The sequence below is a fragment of the Streptomyces flaveus genome (genome assembly GCF_014647675.1).
GTDB lineage: Bacteria > Actinomycetota > Actinomycetes > Streptomycetales > Streptomycetaceae > Streptomyces > Streptomyces flaveus.
The window spans coordinates 83,797-103,799 of record NZ_BMPQ01000018.1; the positions used below are offsets into that span (position 1 = coordinate 83,797).

Consider the following 20,003-nt stretch of genomic DNA (forward strand, 5'->3'; position numbering starts at 1 on the left):
CGTACGGCCGTCCCGGCCTTCGGGCCTCAGCCCGCGAGCTGCTTCTTGACCAGCGCGGCGACGCGGCCGCCCTCGGCCAGGCCCGCCACCTTCGGGTTCACGATCTTCATGACCTGGCCCATGGCGCGCGGGCCCTCGGCACCGGCCGCCTTCGCCTCCTCGACCGCCTGGGTGACGATCTGCTGGAGCTCGTCGTCGGACAGCTGCTTGGGCAGGTACTCGGCGAGGACCTCGCCCTCCGCCTTCTCCCGCTCGGCCGACTCGGCGCGACCGCCCTGCGCGAAGGCCTCGGCGGCTTCACGGCGCTTCTTCGCCTCACGGGTGATCACCTTCGTGATCTCCTCGTCGGAGAGCACGCGCTTCTCCTTGCCCGCGACCTCCTCCTTCGTGATCGCGGCGAGGGTCAGCCGGAGCGTCGAGGAGCGGAGCTCGTCGCGCTCCTTGATCGCGGCGTTGAGGTCTTCCTGCAGCTTCGACTTGAGCTTGGTCATGGGAGCGATTGTCGCAGGTGTGGTGCGACAACCGCCCGTTGATTTCCCGCGGCACGCCTTCGTCGCCCGGGGCCGGGCCGTGCGGCTCGTCCGTACGGGTCGTCTGACACGATGGGCGTATGCGCGCGCGATACGGAGTACCCCTGGGAATCACGGCGGCCGGCGCCGCCGGTCTGCTCTACTCGGTGGGTTTCGAGGCCCGTTCCTTCCGGCTGCGGCGGGTGACGGTCCCGGTGCTGCCGCCCGGGATGCGCCCGCTCCGCGTCCTCCAGGTCTCCGACATCCACATGGTGAGCGGCCAGCGCAAGAAGCAGCGCTGGCTGCGCTCGCTGGCCGGGCTGCGCCCCGACTTCGTCATCAACACAGGCGACAACCTGTCCGACCCGGAGGGCGTGCCGGAGGTACTGGACGCCCTGGGTCCGCTGATGGAGTTCCCGGGCGCGTACGTCTTCGGCTCGAACGACTACTACGGGCCCAAACCCCGCAACCCCGCCCGGTACCTGCTCGAGAAGGCGCAGGGACGGCACGGGCTGAACGGCAACCCGCCCGTCGTAGGCGCCATCCACAACCCGTGGGAGGACCTGCGCGACGGGTTCGACTCGGCGGGCTGGCTGAACCTGACGAACGTCCGGGGTGCGCTGAAGATCGACGGCCTGGAGATCGAGCTGACCGGCCTCGACGACCCGCACATCAAACGCGACCGGTACGCGCGCGTGGCCGGCGGCCCGTCCGACTCGGCCGACTTCTCGATGGGCATCGCCCACGCCCCGTACCTGCGCGTCCTCGACGCCTTCACGGAGGACGGCTACCCCTTGCTCCTGGCCGGCCACACCCACGGCGGCCAACTCTGCCTCCCCTTCTACGGCGCCTTCGTCACCAACTGCGACCTGGACACGGACCGGGTGAAGGGCCTGTCCACGCATACGGCCGCCGGACGGACGGCCTACCTGCACGTCTCGGCGGGCTGCGGCACGAACCGCTATACGCCGGTACGGTTCGCGTGCCCGCCGGAGGCGACGCTGCTGACACTTACGGGGAGGGAGTAGAAGGGGTAACGGAATTGGCGGATTGAGGGAGGCCTCCCTCGGCCGGTTCAATCCGCATCGCCCCTTTTGCCCGCCGAATTTAGCGTGGGGGCATGACCGCCCCCACACCCCTCACACCCCCCATACCGGCCTGCACACCGGCATCCATACCGGCGTCTATGCCTGCGGACATGCCGGACATTCCTGCCATCCCACGCATAGCCGCCGAGGCAGCCGCCACCAAGGTCCCCATGGTCCCGGCGTATGCGGTGCTGCCGCGCGTACGCCGTCCCCTGGCCGCCGCCTTCCGCGCACTCATAGCGTTGACGGCGGCGACGAGCGTGACGATCACGCTGTTCGCGGGCAGCCCGCTACGAGCACTGACCCACTTCACGATCCAGAGCGGCATCCTGGCGGCGGCGGTGTTCACCCTCTCCTCCGGGCGCGCATGGACGGCCCGCCGCCCACTCCCGCCGTCACTCACCACCGGCACGCTGCTGTACGTCACTGCCGCGGGCGTGTTCCACCACGTGATCCTCGCGAACGGTACGCCGCCCGGCGGTGCCGCCCCGCTCACCGGCTGGCAGGCTCTCTCGAACCAGCTCCTCCACACGGCGCTCCCTCTCGCGGCAGCACTGGACTGGCTCCTGTTGACCCGCCCCGCCCCGCTACGCCCGCACCACGCGGCAGCCTGGCTCCTCTTCCCCCTCGCGCACCTGACCTTCACCCTGACCCACGGCGCCTTCCTGTCGCCGAACGCCCCGACCGGCTCCCCGTACCCCTTCCTGGACCCAACTCGCCACGGCTACATCGGAGCCCTCAGCAACGCCACCGTCCTCACCCTCGCCTGCTACAACCTCGCCCTTCTCCTCATCGCCGTCGACCGCATCCGCCCAGGCCCGGGCCCACGCCGCAGACCCCCGAAAACCGGATTTCGCCTCCAGCCACCGGTGGGCTAAAGTAAACGACGTCGCCACGGCACAACCCACTTGAAGTGGCCTGCTCAAAGCGACATCGGGGTGTAGCGCAGCTTGGTAGCGCGCTTCGTTCGGGACGAAGAGGTCGTGGGTTCAAATCCCGCCACCCCGACGCTGGTCAGAGGCCCATTCGCTTGATCGCGAATGGGCCTCTGTCGTGCTCTGGGGCCAAAGGAGAAGAACCCCCGTTATCGGAACTGCGAGTCACCTGCGCTACCTGTCGGTGTGCGGGGCTGTCGCGGGTAGTTCCACGGCGATGCGGATCCCGCCGGCAGAGCGCGGTGTGAGGGTGAGTGTTCCGTCGTGTGCCTGGGTGATGGTTTTGACGATTGCCAGGCCGAGGCCGACGCCTGCGTGGTCGGTGTGTATGCGCTCGGTGCTGCGCTGGAATGGCTCGGTGAGTGTCGAGACCAGCCGTGGGGAGATGTTCTCGCCGGTGTTTTCGACAGTGAGCACCGCCGTCTTGGGGCGGACGCTGGTATTCACCCACACGGTGCCCTGTTCAGGCAGGTTGTGGACGATCGCGTTCTGCACGAGGTTCATGGTCAGCTGCAGCAGGAGCGCTTGCGATCCGATTGTGGGGGCGATGTCGCCGGAGGTCTCGATGGTGACGTCATGCTTTTCCGCGAGGGGGAGGAGTGTTTCGGTGGCTTCTTCCGCCAGGAGGGACAGGTCGACGTGTTCTCGGGTGAAGGACCGCTGGTTGGCGCGGCTGAGCAGGAGCAATGCTTCAGTGAGGTCGATCGCCCGGGTGTTGATGGCGTGGAGGCGGTCGATGACTTCGCCGGTGTCGTGGTTCGGATCGGTGCGGGCCACGTCGAGGAGTGTCTTCGAGACCGCGAGCGGGGTGCGCAACTCGTGGGAGGCGTTGGCTGCGAATCTCTGCTGTTCGGCGACGTGTGCTTCGAGCTGCACGAGCATGGTGTCGAAGGCGTCGGCGAGTTCGCGGAACTCGTCCTTGCGGCCCGGTAGCCGGATTCGGTGGGAGAGCGATCCGTTCGTGGCCAGGCGGGTGGCGTGTGTGATGCGGGTCAGCGGGGCGAGCATGCGACCGGCGAGGAACCACCCTCCCACGAGGCCGAAGACCAGCAGGAGGGCCATCACTGCGGCTGCTCTCGGAGCGAAGATTCGCAGGAGTTCGGACCGGACGGGAAAAACCCCGGTGGGGATGTCCTCGGCGTTGGTGAGCAGCGCACGGTCGGGGACATAACGCAGGAGGAACACCCACACCGCCGCCATCAGCAGTGCGCCGGCCAGCATGAGGAACCCGGCGTAGCTGAGGGTGAGTTTGACCCGAACGCTCAGACCAGGCGGCCTATCCACGGTCCCCTCCCTCACGTCCGGTGCCGGGTGCTGTGTCGATGCGATAGCCGACGCCGGCCACGGTGGCGATGATCCAGGGTTCGCCGAGGCGTTTGCGCAGCGCCGAGACCGTGATGCGCACGGCGTTGGTGAACGGGTCGGCGTTCTCGTCCCACGCCCGTTCCAGTAGTTCTTCGGCGCTGACGACACCGCCTTCGGCGGCGACGAGGACTTCGAGCACGGCGAATTGTTTCCTGGTGAGCGCGACGTAGCGGCCGTCGCGGTAGACCTCGCGGCGGAACGGATCCAGGCGCAGGCCTGCGATCTCTCGCACGGGTGGTCTGCTGTGGGCGCGTCTGCGGTCGAGCGCCCTGAGCCGCATGACGAGCTCCCGGAGCTCGAACGGTTTGGTGAGGTAGTCGTCGGCGCCGAGTTCGAAACCGGTGGCCTTGTCGTCGAGCCGGTCGGCAGCGGTGAGCATGAGGATCGGCATGCCGCTGCCGGAGGTGACGATGCGTTTGGCGATCTCGTCGCCGGAGGGGCCGGGGATGTCCCGGTCGAGGACGGCGATGTCGTAGGCGTTGATGCTCAGCAGTTCCAGAGCGGTGTCGCCGTCACCTGCGATGTCTGCGGCGATCGCTTCCAGGCGTAGGCCATCGCGGATGGCTTCTGCCAGATAGGGCTCGTCCTCGACGATCAACACACGCATGTCATTGAGGCTACGAGTCGTCACATATCGCCGGCGTATCGAAAACCGCATACGGGCCGGCAACACCGCGCTGCCTTGACTGGCGGCATGACCGGAATCCCACCATCAGCACGAACAACGAGCCGCCGGATTCGCCGGCTCCTTGTCGTCGGCCTCACAGTCGTCACAGCAGGGATCACCGCAGCCCTCGGCTGTCAGTCGAGGATGCAGCAGTGACCGGCAGTGAGCGAGGATCGGCAATGGCGCAGGCGGACACGGCGGAGACCGGGCAGGGCGGCGCCGGCCGCCGGGACACCGGCTCCGGTACCTGGCGCGCGGGCATCCGCCGGGCGATCCGCATCGCTGCTCGGCCGGGGCCCTGGAAGCGCGGCCCGGTGCTCGCGGCGCTGGCGCTGCTGCTGGGCCTGTTCATGCTGCTGCACGCGAAGATCCCGAACCGGATCGGGGGCCTCGGCAGCCTGGTGGAGACCTTCCTGCCGTGGTTCGGCCTGTTCGTCCCGGTGCTGCTTGCCGGGGCGCTGTGGCGCCGCTCCGCCTCCGCGGTGGTCGCGCTGCTGCTGCCGGTCATGGTGTGGCTGAGCCTTTTCGGCGGGGTGCTCGGCGACAAGTCCCAGCCGGGCGGCGACCTCACGGTGGCCGGCCACAACGTCGGCGCCGACAACCCCGACCCGGCCGGCACCGCCCGCGACCTGGCCGCCTCCGGCGCGGACGTGCTGGCCCTGCAGGAGCTGACCGAGCAGGCCAGGGGCACGTACGAGAAGGAGCTGGCGAAGGCGTACCCGTACCACACGGTGCAGGGCACGGTCGGGCTGTGGAGCAAGCTGCCGCTGTCGGACACCCAGCCGGTCGACATCAAGCAGGACGTCGGGCCGCTGGGGGACACCAAGCCGGCCGAGGTCAAGATGGCCTACAACCGGGCACTGCGCACCACGGTGGCAACGGACCAGGGGCCGCTGGCGGTGTATGTGGCCCATCTGGGGTCGGTACGGGTGAATCCCAGGGCGGGCTTTTGGACGGACTCGCGGGACCGCAACGCGCAGGCGCTCGGCGAGGCCCTCGCCGCCGAGCAGAACGAGCGGGTGGTGCTGCTCGGCGACCTGAACGGCACCATGGACGACCGCGCGTTCGCCGGCCTCACCGCACAGCTGCGCTCGGCCCAGAACGCGGCCGGGGACGGCTTCGGCTTCACCTGGCCGGCGTCCTTCCCGGTGGCGCGGATCGACCAGATCCTGGTCCGCGGCGTGGAGCCGGAGAGCTCGTGGGTGCTGCCCGCCACCGGCAGCGATCACCTGCCGGTGGCGGCCGGAATCAGCTGGTGAACACGCGTAAAGCCGCCGCCTCCCACGCCTCCCACAGGATCTGCTGTCGCAGATCAAGGCGCGTCCCGGCACCGTCAGCCCGAACTCGCCGCTGGACGAGATCGCCGAAGGCAAGGCCGTGGGCGAGGCCGCCTCACGCGACGGCGGTCCCCTCGAGCTCGACCATCAGGGTGGAGATCGCCAGCCGCGTCACCCCGAGCATCGTGGTGGTCGGCGCCACCGCGGCGGCGCCCAACCGCGCCGCCAGCACGCCGTAGTGCTGGAAAAGCAGATCGACGTCGGTCGTGTAGACGTTGAGCCGGACGAGGTCGGCGAGAGACATGCCGGCCTCGCCGAGCACGGCCTCCAGGTTGTCGATGCTCAGCGCCAACTGCGCCGCCATGTCACCGTCATGCTGGGGCTTGCCGTCGCCGCTCATCGCGGTCTGCCCCGAGATGTACAGGGTCCGGGTGTGCCCGGAGACGACCTCCCCTTGGTTGAATCCCATCTCCACCGACCACGTCACCGGGTTGACCGCCGTTCGTTCCACTGCCACGTCAGCTCCATTCGATTCATGCGCGATTCGTGCGATTCATGCGATTCATGGGGAGTACGTACGTCCAAAGGCTCGGTAGCCACCGTCCTTGGCGTCACGTCGGTAAGCCTCGCAACAAATCACGACATCCTTGGTCACGTATTTCGATAAAGTTCTCGCATGCGCGCCGACCGGTTGGTCTCGCTGGTGCTGCTGCTGCGTCAGCGCGGTCGGCTGACCGCGGACACGCTGGCCCGGGAGCTGGAGGTATCCACCCGCACCGTGCTGCGCGACATCGAGGCGCTGTCCGCGGCCGGCGTCCCGGTCTACGCCGAACGCGGTCGGCACGGCGGTTTCGCGTTGTCGCCCGGTTTCCGGACCGAGCTCACCGGTCTGAACCACGACGAGGCCCTTGCCCTGCTGACCGCCGGATCGGGGCGCGGCGAGCTGGTGTTCGGACTTGGCTCGGCGCTCGCTTCGGCCATGCGCAAGGTGGTCGACGCGCTGCCCGAAGGCCACCGGGCCACCGCGAGCGACGCCGCCCAGCGTTTTCTCGTCGACCCGGAGACCGACCTGCTCTCACGCCGGCTGGTCACCGAGGAGGTACCCGACACCACCATGGTCGAGGTCCGGCGCGCGGTGCTCGCCGGACACAAGCTGCGCATCCACTACGCGGCCACGGGCCAGACACCACAGTGGCGCACGGTGGACCCGATCGGCCTGGTCACCGTACGAGACCGGGGCTACTTACTGGCCACGCGATCCGGCGCGGACCGCACCTACCGGCTGTCGCGGGTGCTGGCCGCCGAGGAACTCCCCGAACCGGCACAGCGACCGAACCGGGTCGATCTGGACCGGATCTGGCGGGAACGCTCCGCGCGGTTTCTCTCAGACGGCCACATCACCGTGCTGGTACGGGTGAACCCGGCGCGGCGGGAGGACCTGCTGGACACCGCGCTGGCGGTCCGCGCAGAAGAACCCGACGCGGACGGCTGGCTGCGGCTGGAGGTGACCTTCCAGGATTCACGACACGCCGAATGGGCGCTGTGGCAGCTCAGCACGGACGCGGAAGCCCTGGCCCCGCAGTCGTTGCGCACCTCCCTGCGCAACCGCGCCGCCGCGATTGTCACCCGCTACGGAGGCTCAGCCTGACTGAGTTTCTGGGCAGGCCGGTGTGAGTGTGAGCCGGTTGTCGCTGTCCTGCTTTTTCCACGTGGTGGCGTTGGCGTGGACGATGTATGCCTCGTTGATCTTGTCCAGGCCCTCGACGACTATCAGGCGGCGACTTCCCTTGACCGCACCTCGGTCGATCTGGGTGAAGTCAGGGAAGGAACGCAGCACGGGGGTGATGTAGCGGGTGCCGAAGATGTCGAAGACCTCATACTTCTCGGTCGTGTTGCGCTTGTGGTAGGCCAGGCGGAGATAGCGCGCTCCGGCGCCTTCGACCATCAGGCGGTAGGCGGGGTGGTCCCGGACGGTGCCGAGGGTGGCGTTCTGGACGTTGCCCTTGTTGCCGGTCATGCCGAACAGGGGCAGCTCGTCGATCAGCGGCGCGATGGGCTGGGTGCACCAGGAGTCGGCGTCGGTGTAGATGCCGCCGTATTGGGCGAGGAGTTCGAGGCGGAGAAGGTCGGCCCGTACGGCGGGTGGCTGGTCGGCGAGGGCGTCGTAGATCCACTGGTTGTGCAGTACGGGGAGGTTCTTGTCGGTCCAGAGCTGGACCTGGTAGTCGGGGTTGTGCTTCTTCCAGGTGCGGAAGTTGTCCTGGTAGGGGAAGTCCTTCTCGCCGATCCAGATGATGTGGATCAACTTGGGGACGCCTGCCTGTGTGGCATCTGCGACGTTGACAGTGGACTTACGGAATCTGTTGCGGATCACAGTGCCTCTCAGCGAACCATGGTGATGAGGAAGTGGAAGTCGGCCGTCTGTGCGCGGCGGCGGGCTCGGTGCATCGGCCTGCGCTCAGGCCGGTTCGGCGACCTCGCGTGGGCGGTGTCCGCGTCGGAGCCCGAGTCCGCGCTACGGGCGTCCACCCCGACGATGAGCCTCGGCGCGGACGCCACCGCCTCTGCGGCTCCGGCCCTGCGACGTACAGCCCTCATCCCCACTCCCAGCTCCGCCCGCCCCCCGACGCGCGTAGAGGTGGATTATAGGACCGCCTCACAGGTCGGGGCAGGACTTCACGCGTTGCTTTTGGGTTCCATCGGTGTGACATGAGCAGCGTGAAGTCACGTGGGGGTGACGGGAGTCGGGCAAAGACAGCTCGGCGACCGCCAGGACACGTTCACCCGGTACGCGGGCTGGATCGATCTGCGACTGGCCTGAGACGCCTTGAGACGCCGCTTCTTATAGGACAGAAATTGGCCTAGATGGCTCCTACTGTCGGAGGCGGATTCTCGGTTGTCCGACATCAGGGAGCGCATGATGAGTTACGTCAGCAGCATTCAGCCGGACGGTACGCCCACGTGGATCGACCTCCGGGTGCCCGACCGGGAGCGCGCGCTGGAGTTCTACGGTGCGCTCTTCGGCTGGGAGTACGACGGGAGCGCCGCGGAGACCGGCCTCGGCACGGTGTGCCTGCTGCACGGCCGGCCCGTCGCGGCCATCGCGCAGGCCCCGACCACCACGGGCTTCGGCTGGAACATGTACTTCGCCACCGCGGACTGCGCCGGCACCGCCAAGCGCATCGTCGAGGCAGGTGGTTCCCTGCTCAAGGCTCCGACGGACGTCGGGGACCAGGGCCGCACGGCCATCGCCGAGGACCCGGTCGGCGCCCGCTTCGGTCTCTGGGAGGGGCGGGCGCACCTCGGCTGCGAGGTCGTGAACGAGCCCGGCTCGCTCGTACGGAACGACCTGGTCACCCCGGATCCCGAACCCGCCCGAGCCTTCTACACGGCCGTCTTCGACTACACCCTGGACCTCAACGAGACCCTCCCGGACCTCGACTTCACCTTCCTGCGCCGCAGGGACGGCCACGAGATCGGCGGCATCTTCGGTTTCCCGACCGCCCCCAAGTCCGCCTGGGCCACCACGTTCGAGGTGGCCGACACGGACGCGGTGGTGCAGCGCGCCATCACGGCGGGCGCCACCGCCGACGCCCCCGAGGACACCGCTTACGGCCGGAGCGCCACCATCACGGACCCCTTCGGAGTGGAGTTCTCAGTCATCACGAGACTCTGACATCACGAGACTCCGACCGGCCGCCCCGCCCGATACATCGGTGCGGGGCGACCGCCTCAGAAGTTCTCCACGAGCAGGGTCGCCAGCCACAGCAGCACCGCCAGCGTGGCGAGCAGGCCGATCGCCTGGGCGGCCCAGCGAGGAATCCCTCGCATCTCATCCCTCCTCACCTCGGGTCCTGCCCAGGGTCCTACCCCTCACCGGATCAAATCAGCGCGCTGATGCACCACGCAGGCCCGTCGAATCAGACGTGACCGCCCGCCGCCGCTGCCACCAGCGGTTCCACGGCCTTCTCGGTCGTGTCCGGAGGGACGACGAGCAGGTCCCGGCGCCCCCGACCGGGGACGCTCAGGACGACGGTGGTCTCGGTCTCAGGATTCAAGCCGGCGACGGTCCTCCTCGTCCCACTTCTGCGTGTCGCGCGGCTGCACATACGGCTCCTTCTCGGCCGGGTGGCCGCCCGCGACGGCGCGCTGCCGGGACAGCTCCGCGTCGAACTCCAGGCCGAGCAGGATCGCCAGGTTCGCGATCCACAGCCACACCAGGAAAATGATCACGCCGGCGAGCGTGCCGTAGGTCTTGTTGTACGAGCCGAAGTTCGCCACGTACAGCGCGAACCCCGCCGAGGCGATCATCCAGACCGCCAGCGCCAGGAAACTCCCCGGCGTGATCCAGCGGAAGCCGCGGACCCGCGCGTTCGGCGTCGCCCAGTACAGGATCGCGATCATGACCGTGACCAGGAACAGCAGCACCGGCCACTTCGCGTACGACCACACCGTCAGTGCCGTGTCACCGACTCCCAGGGTGGTGCCGGCCTGCCGGGCCAGAGTGCCGGTGAACACGATGATCAGCGCACTGGCCACAGCCATGATCATCAGCACCACGGTCACCCCGACCCGCACCGGCAGTACCTTCCACACCGGCCGGCCCTCGGGGACGTCGTAGACCGCGTTCGCGCTCCTGATGAACCCGGCGACATAGCCGGAGGCCGACCACACCGCGAGCACCAGACCCACGATCGCCATGACCGAGCCGATGCCGGCGTTGCCCTGCAACTGCCGCACCGCGTTGCTCAGGATGTCCCGCGCCGCTCCCGGGGCGAGGTTCTGGATGTTGTCCAGCACCTGCCGCGTCGCCGACGCTCCGGCGATCCCGACCAGCGAGATCAACGCCAGCAGCGCCGGGAACAGCGCCAGGATCCCGTAGTACGTCAGCGCCGCGGCCCGGTCGGTCAGCTCGTCCTTCTTGAACTCCTTGAAGGTGCCTTTCAGTACCGCTCCCCAGGAGCGCTTGGGCAGGTCCGTAGGAGTGTCCGGCGCCTGCCGCTCCACCTGTTCGTCCGGCCCGGCCTCCGGTGCCTGAGGTGCCTCCGGTGCCCGCACGGTCTCGGCCTTCCGGTCGGCCACACCGTGCCCGCCGTTCCTTCCATGCCGTTTCAACGTCCGTACCATCCCGCACGAGTATCCGGCCGAGCAGCACTTATCCATGCTTTGCGGCATTTGGAGGATTGCCGAGAAGCGGTTTACGTGGGTGAAGCGTGAGCCGCCGTCCGCCTCGCGGGGCATGCATGGAGATCCCGGCCGTATGTGGATGAGCCGGGACAGACACGACACCCTGGAGGCGAATGATGAACGCAAGAGCCGATCGAGCAGATCCGGCGGTCCACGAGGTCCCGGTCCTCATTGTCGGCGGTTCCCTGGTCGGCCTGTCGACCTCGCTGTTCCTCGGCCGGCTGGGGGTGCGGCACACGCTGGTGGAGCGCCATGCCGACACGTCCATCCACCCCCGTGGCCGCGGCAACAACGTCCGTACGATGGAGCTGTTCCGGGTGGCCGGCGTGGAGCCGGACATCCGTGAGGCCGCGGCCACCCTCGCCGACAACCACGGCATCCTGCAGACGCCCACTCTGGTCGGCGACACGGGCGAGTGGCTGTTCAAGGAGATCGACCCGGGCGGCGGGCTGGCCCGCTTCAGCCCGAGTTCCTGGTGTCTGTGCAGCCAGGACGACCTGGAGCCGGTCCTGCTCGACCATGCCGCCTCGCTCGGCGGCGACCTGCGCTACTCCACCGAACTGATGTCGTTCGACACCGACTCCACCGGCGTCAGCGCGGTGGTCAAGAGCCGGCAGACGGGCGAACACACCACGATCCGCGCGGACTACCTCGTCGCCGCCGACGGCCCCCGCAGCCCCGTACGGGAACAGCTCGGCATCGGCCAGAGCGGCCCCGGCGACCTGTTCCACAACATCAGCGTGACCTTCCGTTCCGATCGCCTCGCCGAGGTGGTGGGCGATCGACGCTTCATCGTCTGCTACCTGACCAGCCCGGACGCCGACGGCGCCCTGCTGCCGGTGGACAACCACGGGAACTGGGTCTTCCACGCCCCCTGGCACCCCGAACTCGGCGAAACGCTCGAGGAGTTCACCGACGAGCGCTGTGCCGACCACATCCGCCGCGCGGTCGGGGACTCGGGCCTCGACGTCCGGATCACCGGCAAGGCGCCCTGGCACGCCGCCCAGCGCGTGGCTCGCGGCTACCGGTCGGGACGGGTCTTCCTGGCCGGCGACTCGGCGCACGAGATGTCCCCCACCGGAGCCTTCGGCTCCAACACCGGTATCCAGGACGCCCACAACCTCGCCTGGAAACTGGCCGCGGTATTCGGCGGCTGGGCAGGGGAAGCGCTGCTGGACACCTACGACTCCGAGCGCCGTCCGGTGGCGGAGGTGACCAGTGCCCGCGCGGCGGCCCGGTCTGCCGAGCACAGCCACCCCGGCTTCGCCCCGCCGCCCGGCGCCGGGGGTGGGCCGCGGAGCGGCATCCTCAACATGGTCCTCGGCCACCGCTATCCGCACGGCGCTGTCGTCGGCGCCGATCCCACGGTCCCGGTCGTCCCGGAGAAACTCACCCTGACGGGGGAGCCAGGCAGCCGCGCACCCCACCTGTGGGTACGGCACCAGGGCCGACGCGTCTCCACCCTGGACCTCTACGAACGGTCCATGGTTCTGCTCAGCGACGCCGACGACGCGAGCGAATGGCACAAGGCGGCCCTCCGCCTTGCCGAGCAGTTGCCCGTCCCCCTCACCTCGTACAGGCTGGGCACCGGACCCGACAGCGAGCTGACGCCCGAGGGCGACGTGGACTGGGCGGAGCGCCATGGCACGACACGTGCAGGCGCCGTACTCGTACGGCCCGACGGGTTCGTCGCCTGGCGATCGTCAGGTCCGGTCCCTGATGCGGAACTGACGCTGCGTCAAATCCTGTCCACGGTCCTGGCACTGAGCTGATCGGTGCGGCGTCACCCGACTGAGCGCCCCGAGTGGTGAGGGTCGGAGACCTGACTGACGGTGGTTCACATCGAGGTCGGGTCACTCAGCTGACGAAGTGCCAGCTGCCCGGCCACGGCGGAAGGATCGTCAGATGCGCTCTGCTCGATTGCTCCTGGCCACCGCGGCGGCTTCGGCCGTCCTCGCTCTCGGCGCTCCCGGTGCCTACGCGGGTGGTGACGGGAGCCAGCAGGACTCTTCCACCAAGGGCGAGAACTCTTCTTCCTACGGCAAGGACTACGGCAAGGAGCACCACAAGGAAGGCAAGCACGGCAAGCACGAGTGGCCGAAGGGCGGCGTGCACACCGGCGGTGGCGCGCTGACCGACGTCGCCGAGCCGGGCAGCGAGGACCGCTCGGGAAGCTACAAGGAGCACGGGGACAAGGGATACGGCAAGGAGGACTCCTGGAAGGGCGAGCACGGCAAGGAGGAGTCCTGGAAGGGTGAGTACGAGAAGCCCCGCGGCGGAGTGCACACCGGTGGCGGCGGGCTCGCCGAACCGACGGTGACCGCGGGCGGGCTGGCCGTCCTGGCCGTCGCCGGCGCCGGCCTGTACGCGGCGCGCCGCAAGAAGACCGGCGCAAGCGTGGCCTGACCCACGCCACCTGACCCACGCCGTACGACACAGCCGCCGCAGCCGCCACGCGCACGCCGTGTGGCGGCCCGGCCGCTCCGCTGGGTTGCGCGGTTTCAAGCTGCGGGTTCGTTGTGGCTGGTCGCGCAGTTCCCCGCGCCCCTTGAAGGAAGGCCTGCGGCCTCCTTCAAGGGGCGCGGTACCGCACCGGACTTTGCTGGACCCGCTTAGCCCTCCGCGAGCCCCTCCCCCCGCTGCCGCGTCCTAGCGAGGTGGTCCCGATGGCAGCTCCCCCTGTCCCTCCCCGTCCCCCCTATCCCCCGTATCCGGCCTCTCGCCCCTCTCCTCCCTCTCCTCCCTCTGTCGGCAACTCCCCCTCCGGAGGCGACGCCCCGGCCGGGCACCGATGCCGTACGAGCCTGACCATGGTGTGCGCCGCGGCCCTCATGATCCTGGCAGCCGTCCTGTACGGCGGCAGGGAGTCGTCCTCCGGCACCTCCCAGAGCTCCCTGCATCCGCCGTCCGCCCAGCAGGCTCCGCCCGTCGAGCCGCAGGCGGAGAAGGACCCGCCCCGGGCGGAGAAGGCGGGGAAGGAGCTGCCGCGCTCGCAGCCGACGCGTCTGCTCATCCCGAAGATCTCGGTCGACGCCCCCTTCATGCCTCTCGCCCTCGACCCCAAGGGACAGCTCGAAGCGCCGCCTGCCGACAACGTCAACCTCGTCGGCTGGTACGCCGAGGGAGCCTCCCCCGGCGAGGCGGGCACGTCGATCATCGCCGGGCACGTGGACACCCGGACGTCTCCGGCCGTGTTCGCGGGTCTCGGCGAACTGAAGAAGGGCGATGTCTTCCACGTCGTACGGGCCGACGGGCGCAAGGCCTCCTTCGCCGTCGACAGTGCGGAGACCTTCAAGAAGGACGACTTCCCCGACGAGCGTGTGTACGCCGACACCTCCCGGCCCGAGGTCCGGCTCATCACCTGTGCGGGTGCCTACGACCGCTCGGCCAGGGACTACACGGAGAACCTGGTGGTCTTCGCCCACCTCGTCTGAACCCCGGCAGTGAATCCCCGGCCGCCTCCTCGCAGTTGGATGCCGGGGTTCCCGCGTGGCCCATCACCCGCGTAGTCCATACGAGTCGCGCGCTTACGGGGACGGGCACAAGATCGAACCACGCCTAACTCGCAGTACCACGACCGACGTCCACCCCTGCCCCCCCGAAGGAGATGAGCAGGATGACCACCACGTCCGCCCCTGCCTCAAAGCCGCCGACACACCAGGTGTCGTCACGTGTCTCCCAGTCCGTGTTCGACGGCTCCCGGCTCCGTGTCGTCCTGCTGGTGGACGTCCACGACGGAGCTCAGCAGCAGTTCCTGGAGGCGTACGAGCAACTGTGCAACCAGGTCGCGTCCGTTCCCGGGCATGTCAGCGACCAGCTGTGCCAGTCGATCGAGAATCCCTCCCAGTGGCTGATCACCAGTGAGTGGGAGAGCGCCCCGCCGTTCCTCGCCTGGGTGAACAGTGAGGAGCACGTCCAGATGGTGGAGCCGCTGCACAGCTGCGTACGGGACACCAGGTCGCTTCGCTTCCACGTCGTCCGCGAGACCGGCGGCCCGGCGGAAGCCACCCCCTCGAAGCGCCGTCTTCAGGCCTCGCCCCGGATCGGTGACGGCGTGATCCGCCACGCCCTCACCTTCACGGTCAAGCCGGGCAGTGAGGCGGCCGTCGCCCGGATCCTCGCCGACTACGCCTCGCCCGAACCGCGGGTCGACGACACCACCCGGCTGTGCCGTACGTCCCTGTTCATGCACGGCAACCGGGTGGTGCGGACCATCGAGGTGCGGGGCGACCTGCTCGCAGCGCTGCGCCACGTGGCCCGGCAGCCCGAGGTACGGGCCGTGGAAGAGGCCATCAATCCTCATCTGGAGCAGAACCGGGACCTCGACGACCCCGAGTCCGCCCGGGTCTTCTTCACACGGGCCGCGCTGCCCGCCGTACACCATGTGACGGCACAGCAGGAGGACCCGCGGGCGGAGCGGCATGCCCTGTACTACCCGGCCCGGCCCCGCTGCGGCATGCGGCTGGCCGAACTGCTGGCCCGGCAGGACGAAGCGGCGGCGGGCAGTCCGTACAGCCCCGTTCTGCGCAGCACGATCTTCCAGCGCGACGACGTGGTGGTCCGGCTGATCGATGTGCTCGGCGGTCTCGACGCCGCCGACCCGGCGTTGGCCCTCGGCCTCCCGGACACCGGGCCCGCGGCCGAGCTGACGACACTCCTGGACGACGTCGGTACGAACGCCGGGGCGGACACCCCCCTCACCCGCCTCCTCGGCCTGGTCCGGATGGAGTTCGTCACCGACCGCCGCTCGCCCGAAGCCTGACTCACTCACCCGAAGCCTGATCCGTCCACCACACGGGTCGCGGCGACCACGGCCCTCATGTCGACCGGCTCTCATGTCGACACAGCACACGATCGGAGCAACGTCGTGATCAAACCCCGTCCCAGAATCGTGGATCTCAGCGAGGTCGAGCCCAACACCCGGCGCGGCGGCGATCTGCGCGCCATGCTCACCCCCGCCACGGTCGGCTCCACCAGCGGTTTCATGGGCGTGGCCATCGTGCAGCCCGGCGAACGCATCGGTGAGCACTACCACCCGTACTCCGAGGAGTTCGTGTACGTCCTGTGCGGGCAGCTGGAGGTCGACCTGGACGGCGACCCGCACCCGCTGCGGCCCGAACAGGGGCTCATGATCCCCGCCTATATGCGGCACCGTTTCCGCAACGTCGGCGATGTGGAGGCGCGCCTCGTCTTTCACCTCGGTCCGCTGGCGCCGAGCCCGCCGCTCGGTCACGTGGACACCGAGGGGACGGAAGCCGGCGCGGACGGGGCCGACGCGAGTGAGGGCCGGACGGTCGACCGAAGCAAGGTCGGTTCATGACCGGGCGCGTGGCGGTCACCGGCATAGGCGTCGTCGCCCCGGGCGGCATCGGTGTACCGGCGTTCTGGGATCTCCTGGCAGGCGGGCGCACCGCGACACGGGGCATCACCTTCTTCGACCCGACAGGCCTGCGCTCGCGGATAGCCGCCGAGTGCGACTTCGATCCGGCGGCCCACGGGCTGGACGCGGAGCAGATCGCACGCTCCGACCGGTACATCCAGTTCGCCCTGGTCGCCGCTCAGGAAGCGATACGGAACGCCGGCCTGGACTTCGGCCAGGAGGACCCCTGGCGGGTCGGGGTCTCGCTCGGGACCGCGGTGGGTGGCACCACCCGCCTGGAGCACGACTACGTACTGGTCAGCCATCAAGGACAGCGCTGGGACGTGGACCACCGGGAGGCCAGGCCGCATCTGCACCGCGCGTTCTCGCCGAGCACGCTCGCCTCGGCGGTGGCGGAGCGGTTCGGGGCGCGGGGGCCGGTGCAGACCGTCTCCACGGGCTGCACCTCGGGCCTCGACGCGGTCGGCTACGCCTTCCACACCATCGAGGAGGGCCGGGCGGACATATGCATAGCCGGCGCCTCGGACTCACCGATATCGCCGATCACCATGGCCTGCTTCGACGCGATCAAGGCCACGTCCGCGAACAACGACGACCCCGCCCATGCCTCACGTCCCTTCGACGCCAACCGTGACGGGTTCGTCATGGGCGAGGGCAGTGCCGTACTCGTCCTGGAAAACCTCGAACACGCCCTGGCCCGCGGCACCCACGTGTACTGCGAGCTCAGCGGCTACGCCACCTTCGGCAACGCCTACCACATGACCGGCCTGACCAAGGAGGGCCTGGAGATGGCCCGAGCGATCGAGTCCGCCCTCGGCCACGCCGGGCTCGCCGGCACAGCGATCGACTACGTCAACGCGCACGGCTCGGGCACCCAGCAGAACGACCGGCACGAGACCGCCGCGGTGAAACGAGCTCTGGGACAGCACGCCTACGACATCCCCATGAGCTCCATCAAGTCCATGGTGGGCCACTCCCTCGGCGCGATCGGCGCGATCGAACTCGTCGCCTGTGTGCTGGCTCTGACCCACCAGGTGGTACCGCCCACCGCGAACTACGAGACCCCGGACCCCGAGTGCGACCTGGACTACGTCCCGCGCGTCGCTCGCGAGCGGAGGCTGAACAACGTGCTCTCCGTGGGCAGCGGGTTCGGCGGCTTCCAGTCCGCGGTGGTCCTGACCCGGCCAAGGGAGGCGACGCTATGAACGAACCGTATCCACGGCGTGCCGCCGTCACCGGAATCGGTGTGATCGCGCCCAACGGAACCAGCACCGAGTCCTTCTGGAAGTCCACCCAGGAGGGCATCAGCGTCCTCGACCGGGTCACCCGCGAAGGCTGTGAGCATCTGCCCCTGCGGGTGGCCGGTGAAGTCCGGGGCTTCGAGCCGTCGGAGGCGGTCGAGGAACGCCACCTCGTCCAGACCGACCGGTTCACGCACTTCGCGCTGGCCGCGTCCGACCTCGCGCTGGACGACGCCCGCCTCGGCCAGGCCGACACCGGTCAGGCGCCGTTCTCCGTGGGCGTGGTCACCGCGGCGGGTTCCGGCGGCGGTGAGTTCGGGCAGCGCGAGTTGCAGGAACTGTGGGGGAAGGGCAGCCGGTACGTCGGCCCGTACCAGTCCATCGCCTGGTTCTACGCCGCCAGCACCGGCCAGATCTCCATCCGGCGCGGCTTCAAGGGCCCCTGCTCGGTCGTCGCCGCCGACGAGGCCGGCGGTCTGGACGCCCTCGCCCACGCGGCGCGGGCCGCGCGACGCGGCACCGATGTGATCGTGGCCGGCGCGACCGAGGCACCGCTGGCCCCCTATTCGGTGGTCTGCCAACTCGGCTACCAGGAACTGAGCACGGCTCAGGACCCGGCGCACGCCTACCGCCCGTTCACCGCCGAGGCCTGCGGATTCGTGCCCGCCGAGGGCGGCGCCATGCTCGTCGTGGAGAACGAGCGCTCGGCCCGGGAGCGGGGCGCGACCGTACGGGCCACCGTCGCCGGACACGCGGCCACGTTCACCGGCGCCTCCCGCTGGGCGGAGTCCAGGCAAGGGCTCGCCCGTGCCATCAGCGGTGCGCTGGAGGAGGCCGGCTGCGCCCCCGGGGAGATCGACGTGGTCTTCGCCGACGCCCTCGGCGTACCGGAGGCGGACCGTGCCGAGGCGCTGGCGATCGCGGACGCCCTCGGTGCGCACGGCGGGCGCGTACCCGTGACCGCCCCCAAGACCGGTATCGGCCGCGGCTACTGCGCGGCGTCCGTGCTGGACGCCACGGCGGCCGTGCTCGCGATGGAGCACGGCCTGATCCCCCCGACCCCCAACGTCTCCGACATCTGCCATGACCTCGACCTCGTGACCGGCCGGGCCCGTGCCGCCGAGCTGCGCACGGCGCTGGTCCTCAGCCGGGGCCTCATGGGATCGAACTCGGCGCTGGTGCTGCGACGCGGCGCCGCCAACGCCTCGTAGCGAGGCCAGGAACACAAGGAAAGGAACCACATGAGTGAGCAAATCACCGTGGAAGAGCTGTCCGAACTCATGAAGAAGGCGGCCGGAGTCACCGTCGCCCCCGGCGAACTGCAGGAGCGCAGCGACTCCGGCTTCGACGCCCTCGGCATCGACTCGCTCGGTCTGCTCGGCGTCGTGGGCGAGTTGGAGAAGCGGTACGGCACCCCGCTGCCTCCCGACGCGGAACGCTGCAAGACCCCGCGGCAGTTCCTCGACCTCGTCAACGGTGCCCTCGTGGCAGGAGCGTGACATGACCGGACACACGGAGAACGACATCACCATCGCCGCACCGCTGGACCTGGTCTGGGACATGACCAACGACGTGGCCAACTGGCCTCAGCTGTTCAGCGAGTACGCCTCGGCCGAGATCCTCTCCCAGGAGGGGAACAAGACCACCTTCCGGCTGACCATGAAGCCCGACGAGAACGGCACCGTCTGGAGCTGGGTCTCGGAGCGGGAGACTGACCGCGACGCGCTCAGCGTGCGCGCCCGCCGCGTCGAGACCGGCCCCTTCGCGTACATGAACATCCGCTGGCAGTACGAGAAGGTGCCGGAGGGCACCCGGATGGTGTGGACGCAGGACTTCGCGATGAAGCCGGACGCACCGGTCGACGACGCCTGGATGACGGACAACATCAACAAGAACTCCAAGGTCCAGCTGGCCCTGATCCGGGACCGCATCGAACAGGCCGCCGCTCAGCGCCGACCCGTGTCGTCGTCCCTGACCGACTGAGCCGGACGGAGGGCAACTCGATGAGTTCGATGCACCAGACCCTGATCGTCGCCCGGATGGCTCCGGGGTCGGCCCCCGACATCGCCAAGGTGTTCGAGGAGTCCGACCGGGGCGAGCTGCCGCATCTCGTGGGAGTCGCCCGCCGCAGCCTCTTCCAGTTCGGCGAGGTGTACCTGCACCTCATCGAGGCGGAACAGGACCCCGGTCCTGCCATCGCCAAGATGGCAGGACACCCCGAGTTCCGGGACATCAGCGAGCGGCTGTCGGCGTACGTCAGCGCGTACGATCCCGCGACCTGGCGCTCCCCGAAGGACGCGATGGCCCACTGCTTCTACCGCTGGGAGCGGGGCTCCACCGCCTGAACCTCAGCA

Annotated in this window: 23 protein-coding genes and 1 tRNA gene; 16 read left to right on the forward strand and 8 right to left on the reverse strand. The window is 69.2% G+C overall.

Features of this window, described 5'->3' with window-relative positions:
• Positions 1 to 26 precede the first annotated feature (26 nt).
• Positions 27 to 491 carry a GatB/YqeY domain-containing protein gene (locus IEZ21_RS29475; protein ID WP_189324900.1) on the reverse strand — a complete coding sequence of 155 codons (465 nt, stop codon included), beginning with the start codon at positions 489 to 491 and terminating at the stop codon, positions 27 to 29.
• Positions 492 to 610: 119 nt separating this feature from the next.
• Here IEZ21_RS29475 and IEZ21_RS29480 point away from each other — a divergent pair, with 119 nt between their 5' ends.
• From IEZ21_RS29480 to IEZ21_RS29490, 3 genes are all read left to right on the forward strand, one after another.
• Positions 611 to 1,537 (forward strand): metallophosphoesterase, encoded by a 927-nt coding sequence (locus IEZ21_RS29480; RefSeq protein WP_189324901.1) that lies wholly within the window; start codon positions 611 to 613, stop codon positions 1,535 to 1,537.
• 170 nt (positions 1,538 to 1,707) lie between these two features.
• Positions 1,708 to 2,475 (forward strand): Pr6Pr family membrane protein, encoded by a 768-nt coding sequence (locus IEZ21_RS29485; RefSeq protein ID WP_246568240.1) that lies wholly within the window; start codon positions 1,708 to 1,710, stop codon positions 2,473 to 2,475.
• Between the two features lie 56 nt (positions 2,476 to 2,531).
• Positions 2,532 to 2,605: transfer RNA gene (locus IEZ21_RS29490), tRNA-Pro, on the forward strand.
• A 101-nt stretch (positions 2,606 to 2,706) separates the two neighbouring features.
• Here IEZ21_RS29490 and IEZ21_RS29495 read toward each other — a convergent pair.
• Together IEZ21_RS29495 and IEZ21_RS29500 are read right to left on the reverse strand one after the other, a co-directional pair.
• Positions 2,707 to 3,816: a sensor histidine kinase gene (locus IEZ21_RS29495; RefSeq protein ID WP_189324902.1), complete on the reverse strand. Its 1,110-nt coding sequence runs from the start codon at positions 3,814 to 3,816 to the stop codon at positions 2,707 to 2,709.
• Complete coding sequence (locus IEZ21_RS29500; RefSeq protein ID WP_189324903.1) at positions 3,809 to 4,504, reverse strand: response regulator transcription factor; 696 nt, start codon at positions 4,502 to 4,504, stop codon at positions 3,809 to 3,811. Before IEZ21_RS29500 ends, IEZ21_RS29495 begins: the two co-directional genes overlap by 8 nt.
• 239 nt (positions 4,505 to 4,743) lie before the next feature.
• On the opposite strand from IEZ21_RS29500, the gene IEZ21_RS29505 reads away from it, so the two are divergent.
• Positions 4,744 to 5,823 carry an endonuclease/exonuclease/phosphatase family protein gene (locus tag IEZ21_RS29505; protein WP_189324904.1) on the forward strand — a complete coding sequence of 360 codons (1,080 nt, stop codon included), beginning with the start codon at positions 4,744 to 4,746 and terminating at the stop codon, positions 5,821 to 5,823.
• Between the two features lie 133 nt (positions 5,824 to 5,956).
• Here the strand turns inward: IEZ21_RS29505 and IEZ21_RS29510 are convergent, their stop codons facing one another.
• Positions 5,957 to 6,352, reverse strand: coding sequence for a RidA family protein (locus tag IEZ21_RS29510; RefSeq protein WP_189324993.1), 396 nt, complete (start codon positions 6,350 to 6,352; stop codon positions 5,957 to 5,959).
• A gap of 165 nt (positions 6,353 to 6,517) precedes the next feature.
• Here IEZ21_RS29510 and IEZ21_RS29515 point away from each other — a divergent pair, with 165 nt between their 5' ends.
• The gene (locus IEZ21_RS29515; RefSeq protein ID WP_189324905.1) at positions 6,518 to 7,489 is read left to right on the forward strand and encodes a helix-turn-helix transcriptional regulator; all 972 of its coding nucleotides are present in this window, start codon (positions 6,518 to 6,520) and stop codon (positions 7,487 to 7,489) included.
• Here IEZ21_RS29515 and IEZ21_RS29520 read toward each other — a convergent pair.
• Positions 7,481 to 8,215: a glycosyltransferase family 32 protein gene (locus IEZ21_RS29520; RefSeq protein WP_189324906.1), complete on the reverse strand. Its 735-nt coding sequence runs from the start codon at positions 8,213 to 8,215 to the stop codon at positions 7,481 to 7,483. The two genes, IEZ21_RS29515 and IEZ21_RS29520, sit on opposite strands and share 9 nt — an antisense overlap.
• Positions 8,216 to 8,223: 8 nt before the next feature.
• Positions 8,224 to 8,439 (reverse strand): hypothetical protein, encoded by a 216-nt coding sequence (locus tag IEZ21_RS29525; RefSeq protein WP_189324907.1) that lies wholly within the window; start codon positions 8,437 to 8,439, stop codon positions 8,224 to 8,226.
• Positions 8,440 to 8,758: 319 nt separating this feature from the next.
• On the opposite strand from IEZ21_RS29525, the gene IEZ21_RS29530 reads away from it, so the two are divergent.
• Positions 8,759 to 9,517 (forward strand): VOC family protein, encoded by a 759-nt coding sequence (locus IEZ21_RS29530; protein ID WP_246568242.1) that lies wholly within the window; start codon positions 8,759 to 8,761, stop codon positions 9,515 to 9,517.
• 244 nt (positions 9,518 to 9,761) lie between these two features.
• Here the strand turns inward: IEZ21_RS29530 and IEZ21_RS29535 are convergent, their stop codons facing one another.
• Both IEZ21_RS29535 and IEZ21_RS29540 read right to left on the reverse strand, forming a co-directional pair.
• Positions 9,762 to 9,899 (reverse strand): hypothetical protein, encoded by a 138-nt coding sequence (locus IEZ21_RS29535; RefSeq protein WP_189325004.1) that lies wholly within the window; start codon positions 9,897 to 9,899, stop codon positions 9,762 to 9,764.
• Positions 9,889 to 10,968 carry a YihY/virulence factor BrkB family protein gene (locus IEZ21_RS29540; protein ID WP_189324908.1) on the reverse strand — a complete coding sequence of 360 codons (1,080 nt, stop codon included), beginning with the start codon at positions 10,966 to 10,968 and terminating at the stop codon, positions 9,889 to 9,891. The genes IEZ21_RS29535 and IEZ21_RS29540 overlap by 11 nt, the downstream gene beginning before the upstream one ends.
• A gap of 176 nt (positions 10,969 to 11,144) precedes the next feature.
• Between IEZ21_RS29540 and IEZ21_RS29545 the strand changes: the two genes are divergently transcribed.
• From IEZ21_RS29545 to IEZ21_RS29590, 10 genes are all read left to right on the forward strand, one after another.
• Entirely contained in the window at positions 11,145 to 12,800 is a 1,656-nt protein-coding gene (locus IEZ21_RS29545) for an FAD-dependent oxidoreductase (protein WP_189324995.1), read from the forward strand.
• 133 nt (positions 12,801 to 12,933) lie between these two features.
• The gene (locus IEZ21_RS29550) at positions 12,934 to 13,434 is read left to right on the forward strand and encodes a hypothetical protein (protein WP_189324909.1); all 501 of its coding nucleotides are present in this window, start codon (positions 12,934 to 12,936) and stop codon (positions 13,432 to 13,434) included.
• Positions 13,435 to 13,838: 404 nt separating this feature from the next.
• Entirely contained in the window at positions 13,839 to 14,462 is a 624-nt protein-coding gene (locus IEZ21_RS29555) for a class F sortase (protein WP_189324910.1), read from the forward strand.
• 182 nt (positions 14,463 to 14,644) lie between these two features.
• Complete coding sequence (locus tag IEZ21_RS29560; RefSeq protein ID WP_189324911.1) at positions 14,645 to 15,790, forward strand: SchA/CurD-like domain-containing protein; 1,146 nt, start codon at positions 14,645 to 14,647, stop codon at positions 15,788 to 15,790.
• A 105-nt stretch (positions 15,791 to 15,895) separates the two neighbouring features.
• Entirely contained in the window at positions 15,896 to 16,348 is a 453-nt protein-coding gene (locus IEZ21_RS29565; protein WP_189324912.1) for a cupin domain-containing protein, read from the forward strand.
• The gene (locus IEZ21_RS29570) at positions 16,345 to 17,613 is read left to right on the forward strand and encodes a beta-ketoacyl-[acyl-carrier-protein] synthase family protein (protein WP_189324913.1); all 1,269 of its coding nucleotides are present in this window, start codon (positions 16,345 to 16,347) and stop codon (positions 17,611 to 17,613) included. The genes IEZ21_RS29565 and IEZ21_RS29570 overlap by 4 nt, the downstream gene beginning before the upstream one ends.
• The gene (locus IEZ21_RS29575) at positions 17,610 to 18,860 is read left to right on the forward strand and encodes a ketosynthase chain-length factor (protein ID WP_189324914.1); all 1,251 of its coding nucleotides are present in this window, start codon (positions 17,610 to 17,612) and stop codon (positions 18,858 to 18,860) included. Before IEZ21_RS29570 ends, IEZ21_RS29575 begins: the two co-directional genes overlap by 4 nt.
• A gap of 30 nt (positions 18,861 to 18,890) precedes the next feature.
• Positions 18,891 to 19,148, forward strand: a complete 258-nt coding sequence (locus IEZ21_RS29580; RefSeq protein WP_033324410.1) for an acyl carrier protein — start codon at positions 18,891 to 18,893, stop codon at positions 19,146 to 19,148.
• A gap of 1 nt (position 19,149) precedes the next feature.
• The gene (locus IEZ21_RS29585; protein WP_033324408.1) at positions 19,150 to 19,632 is read left to right on the forward strand and encodes an SRPBCC family protein; all 483 of its coding nucleotides are present in this window, start codon (positions 19,150 to 19,152) and stop codon (positions 19,630 to 19,632) included.
• Between the two features lie 29 nt (positions 19,633 to 19,661).
• Positions 19,662 to 19,994, forward strand: a complete 333-nt coding sequence (locus IEZ21_RS29590) for a TcmI family type II polyketide cyclase (protein WP_189324996.1) — start codon at positions 19,662 to 19,664, stop codon at positions 19,992 to 19,994.
• Positions 19,995 to 20,003 lie beyond the last annotated feature (9 nt).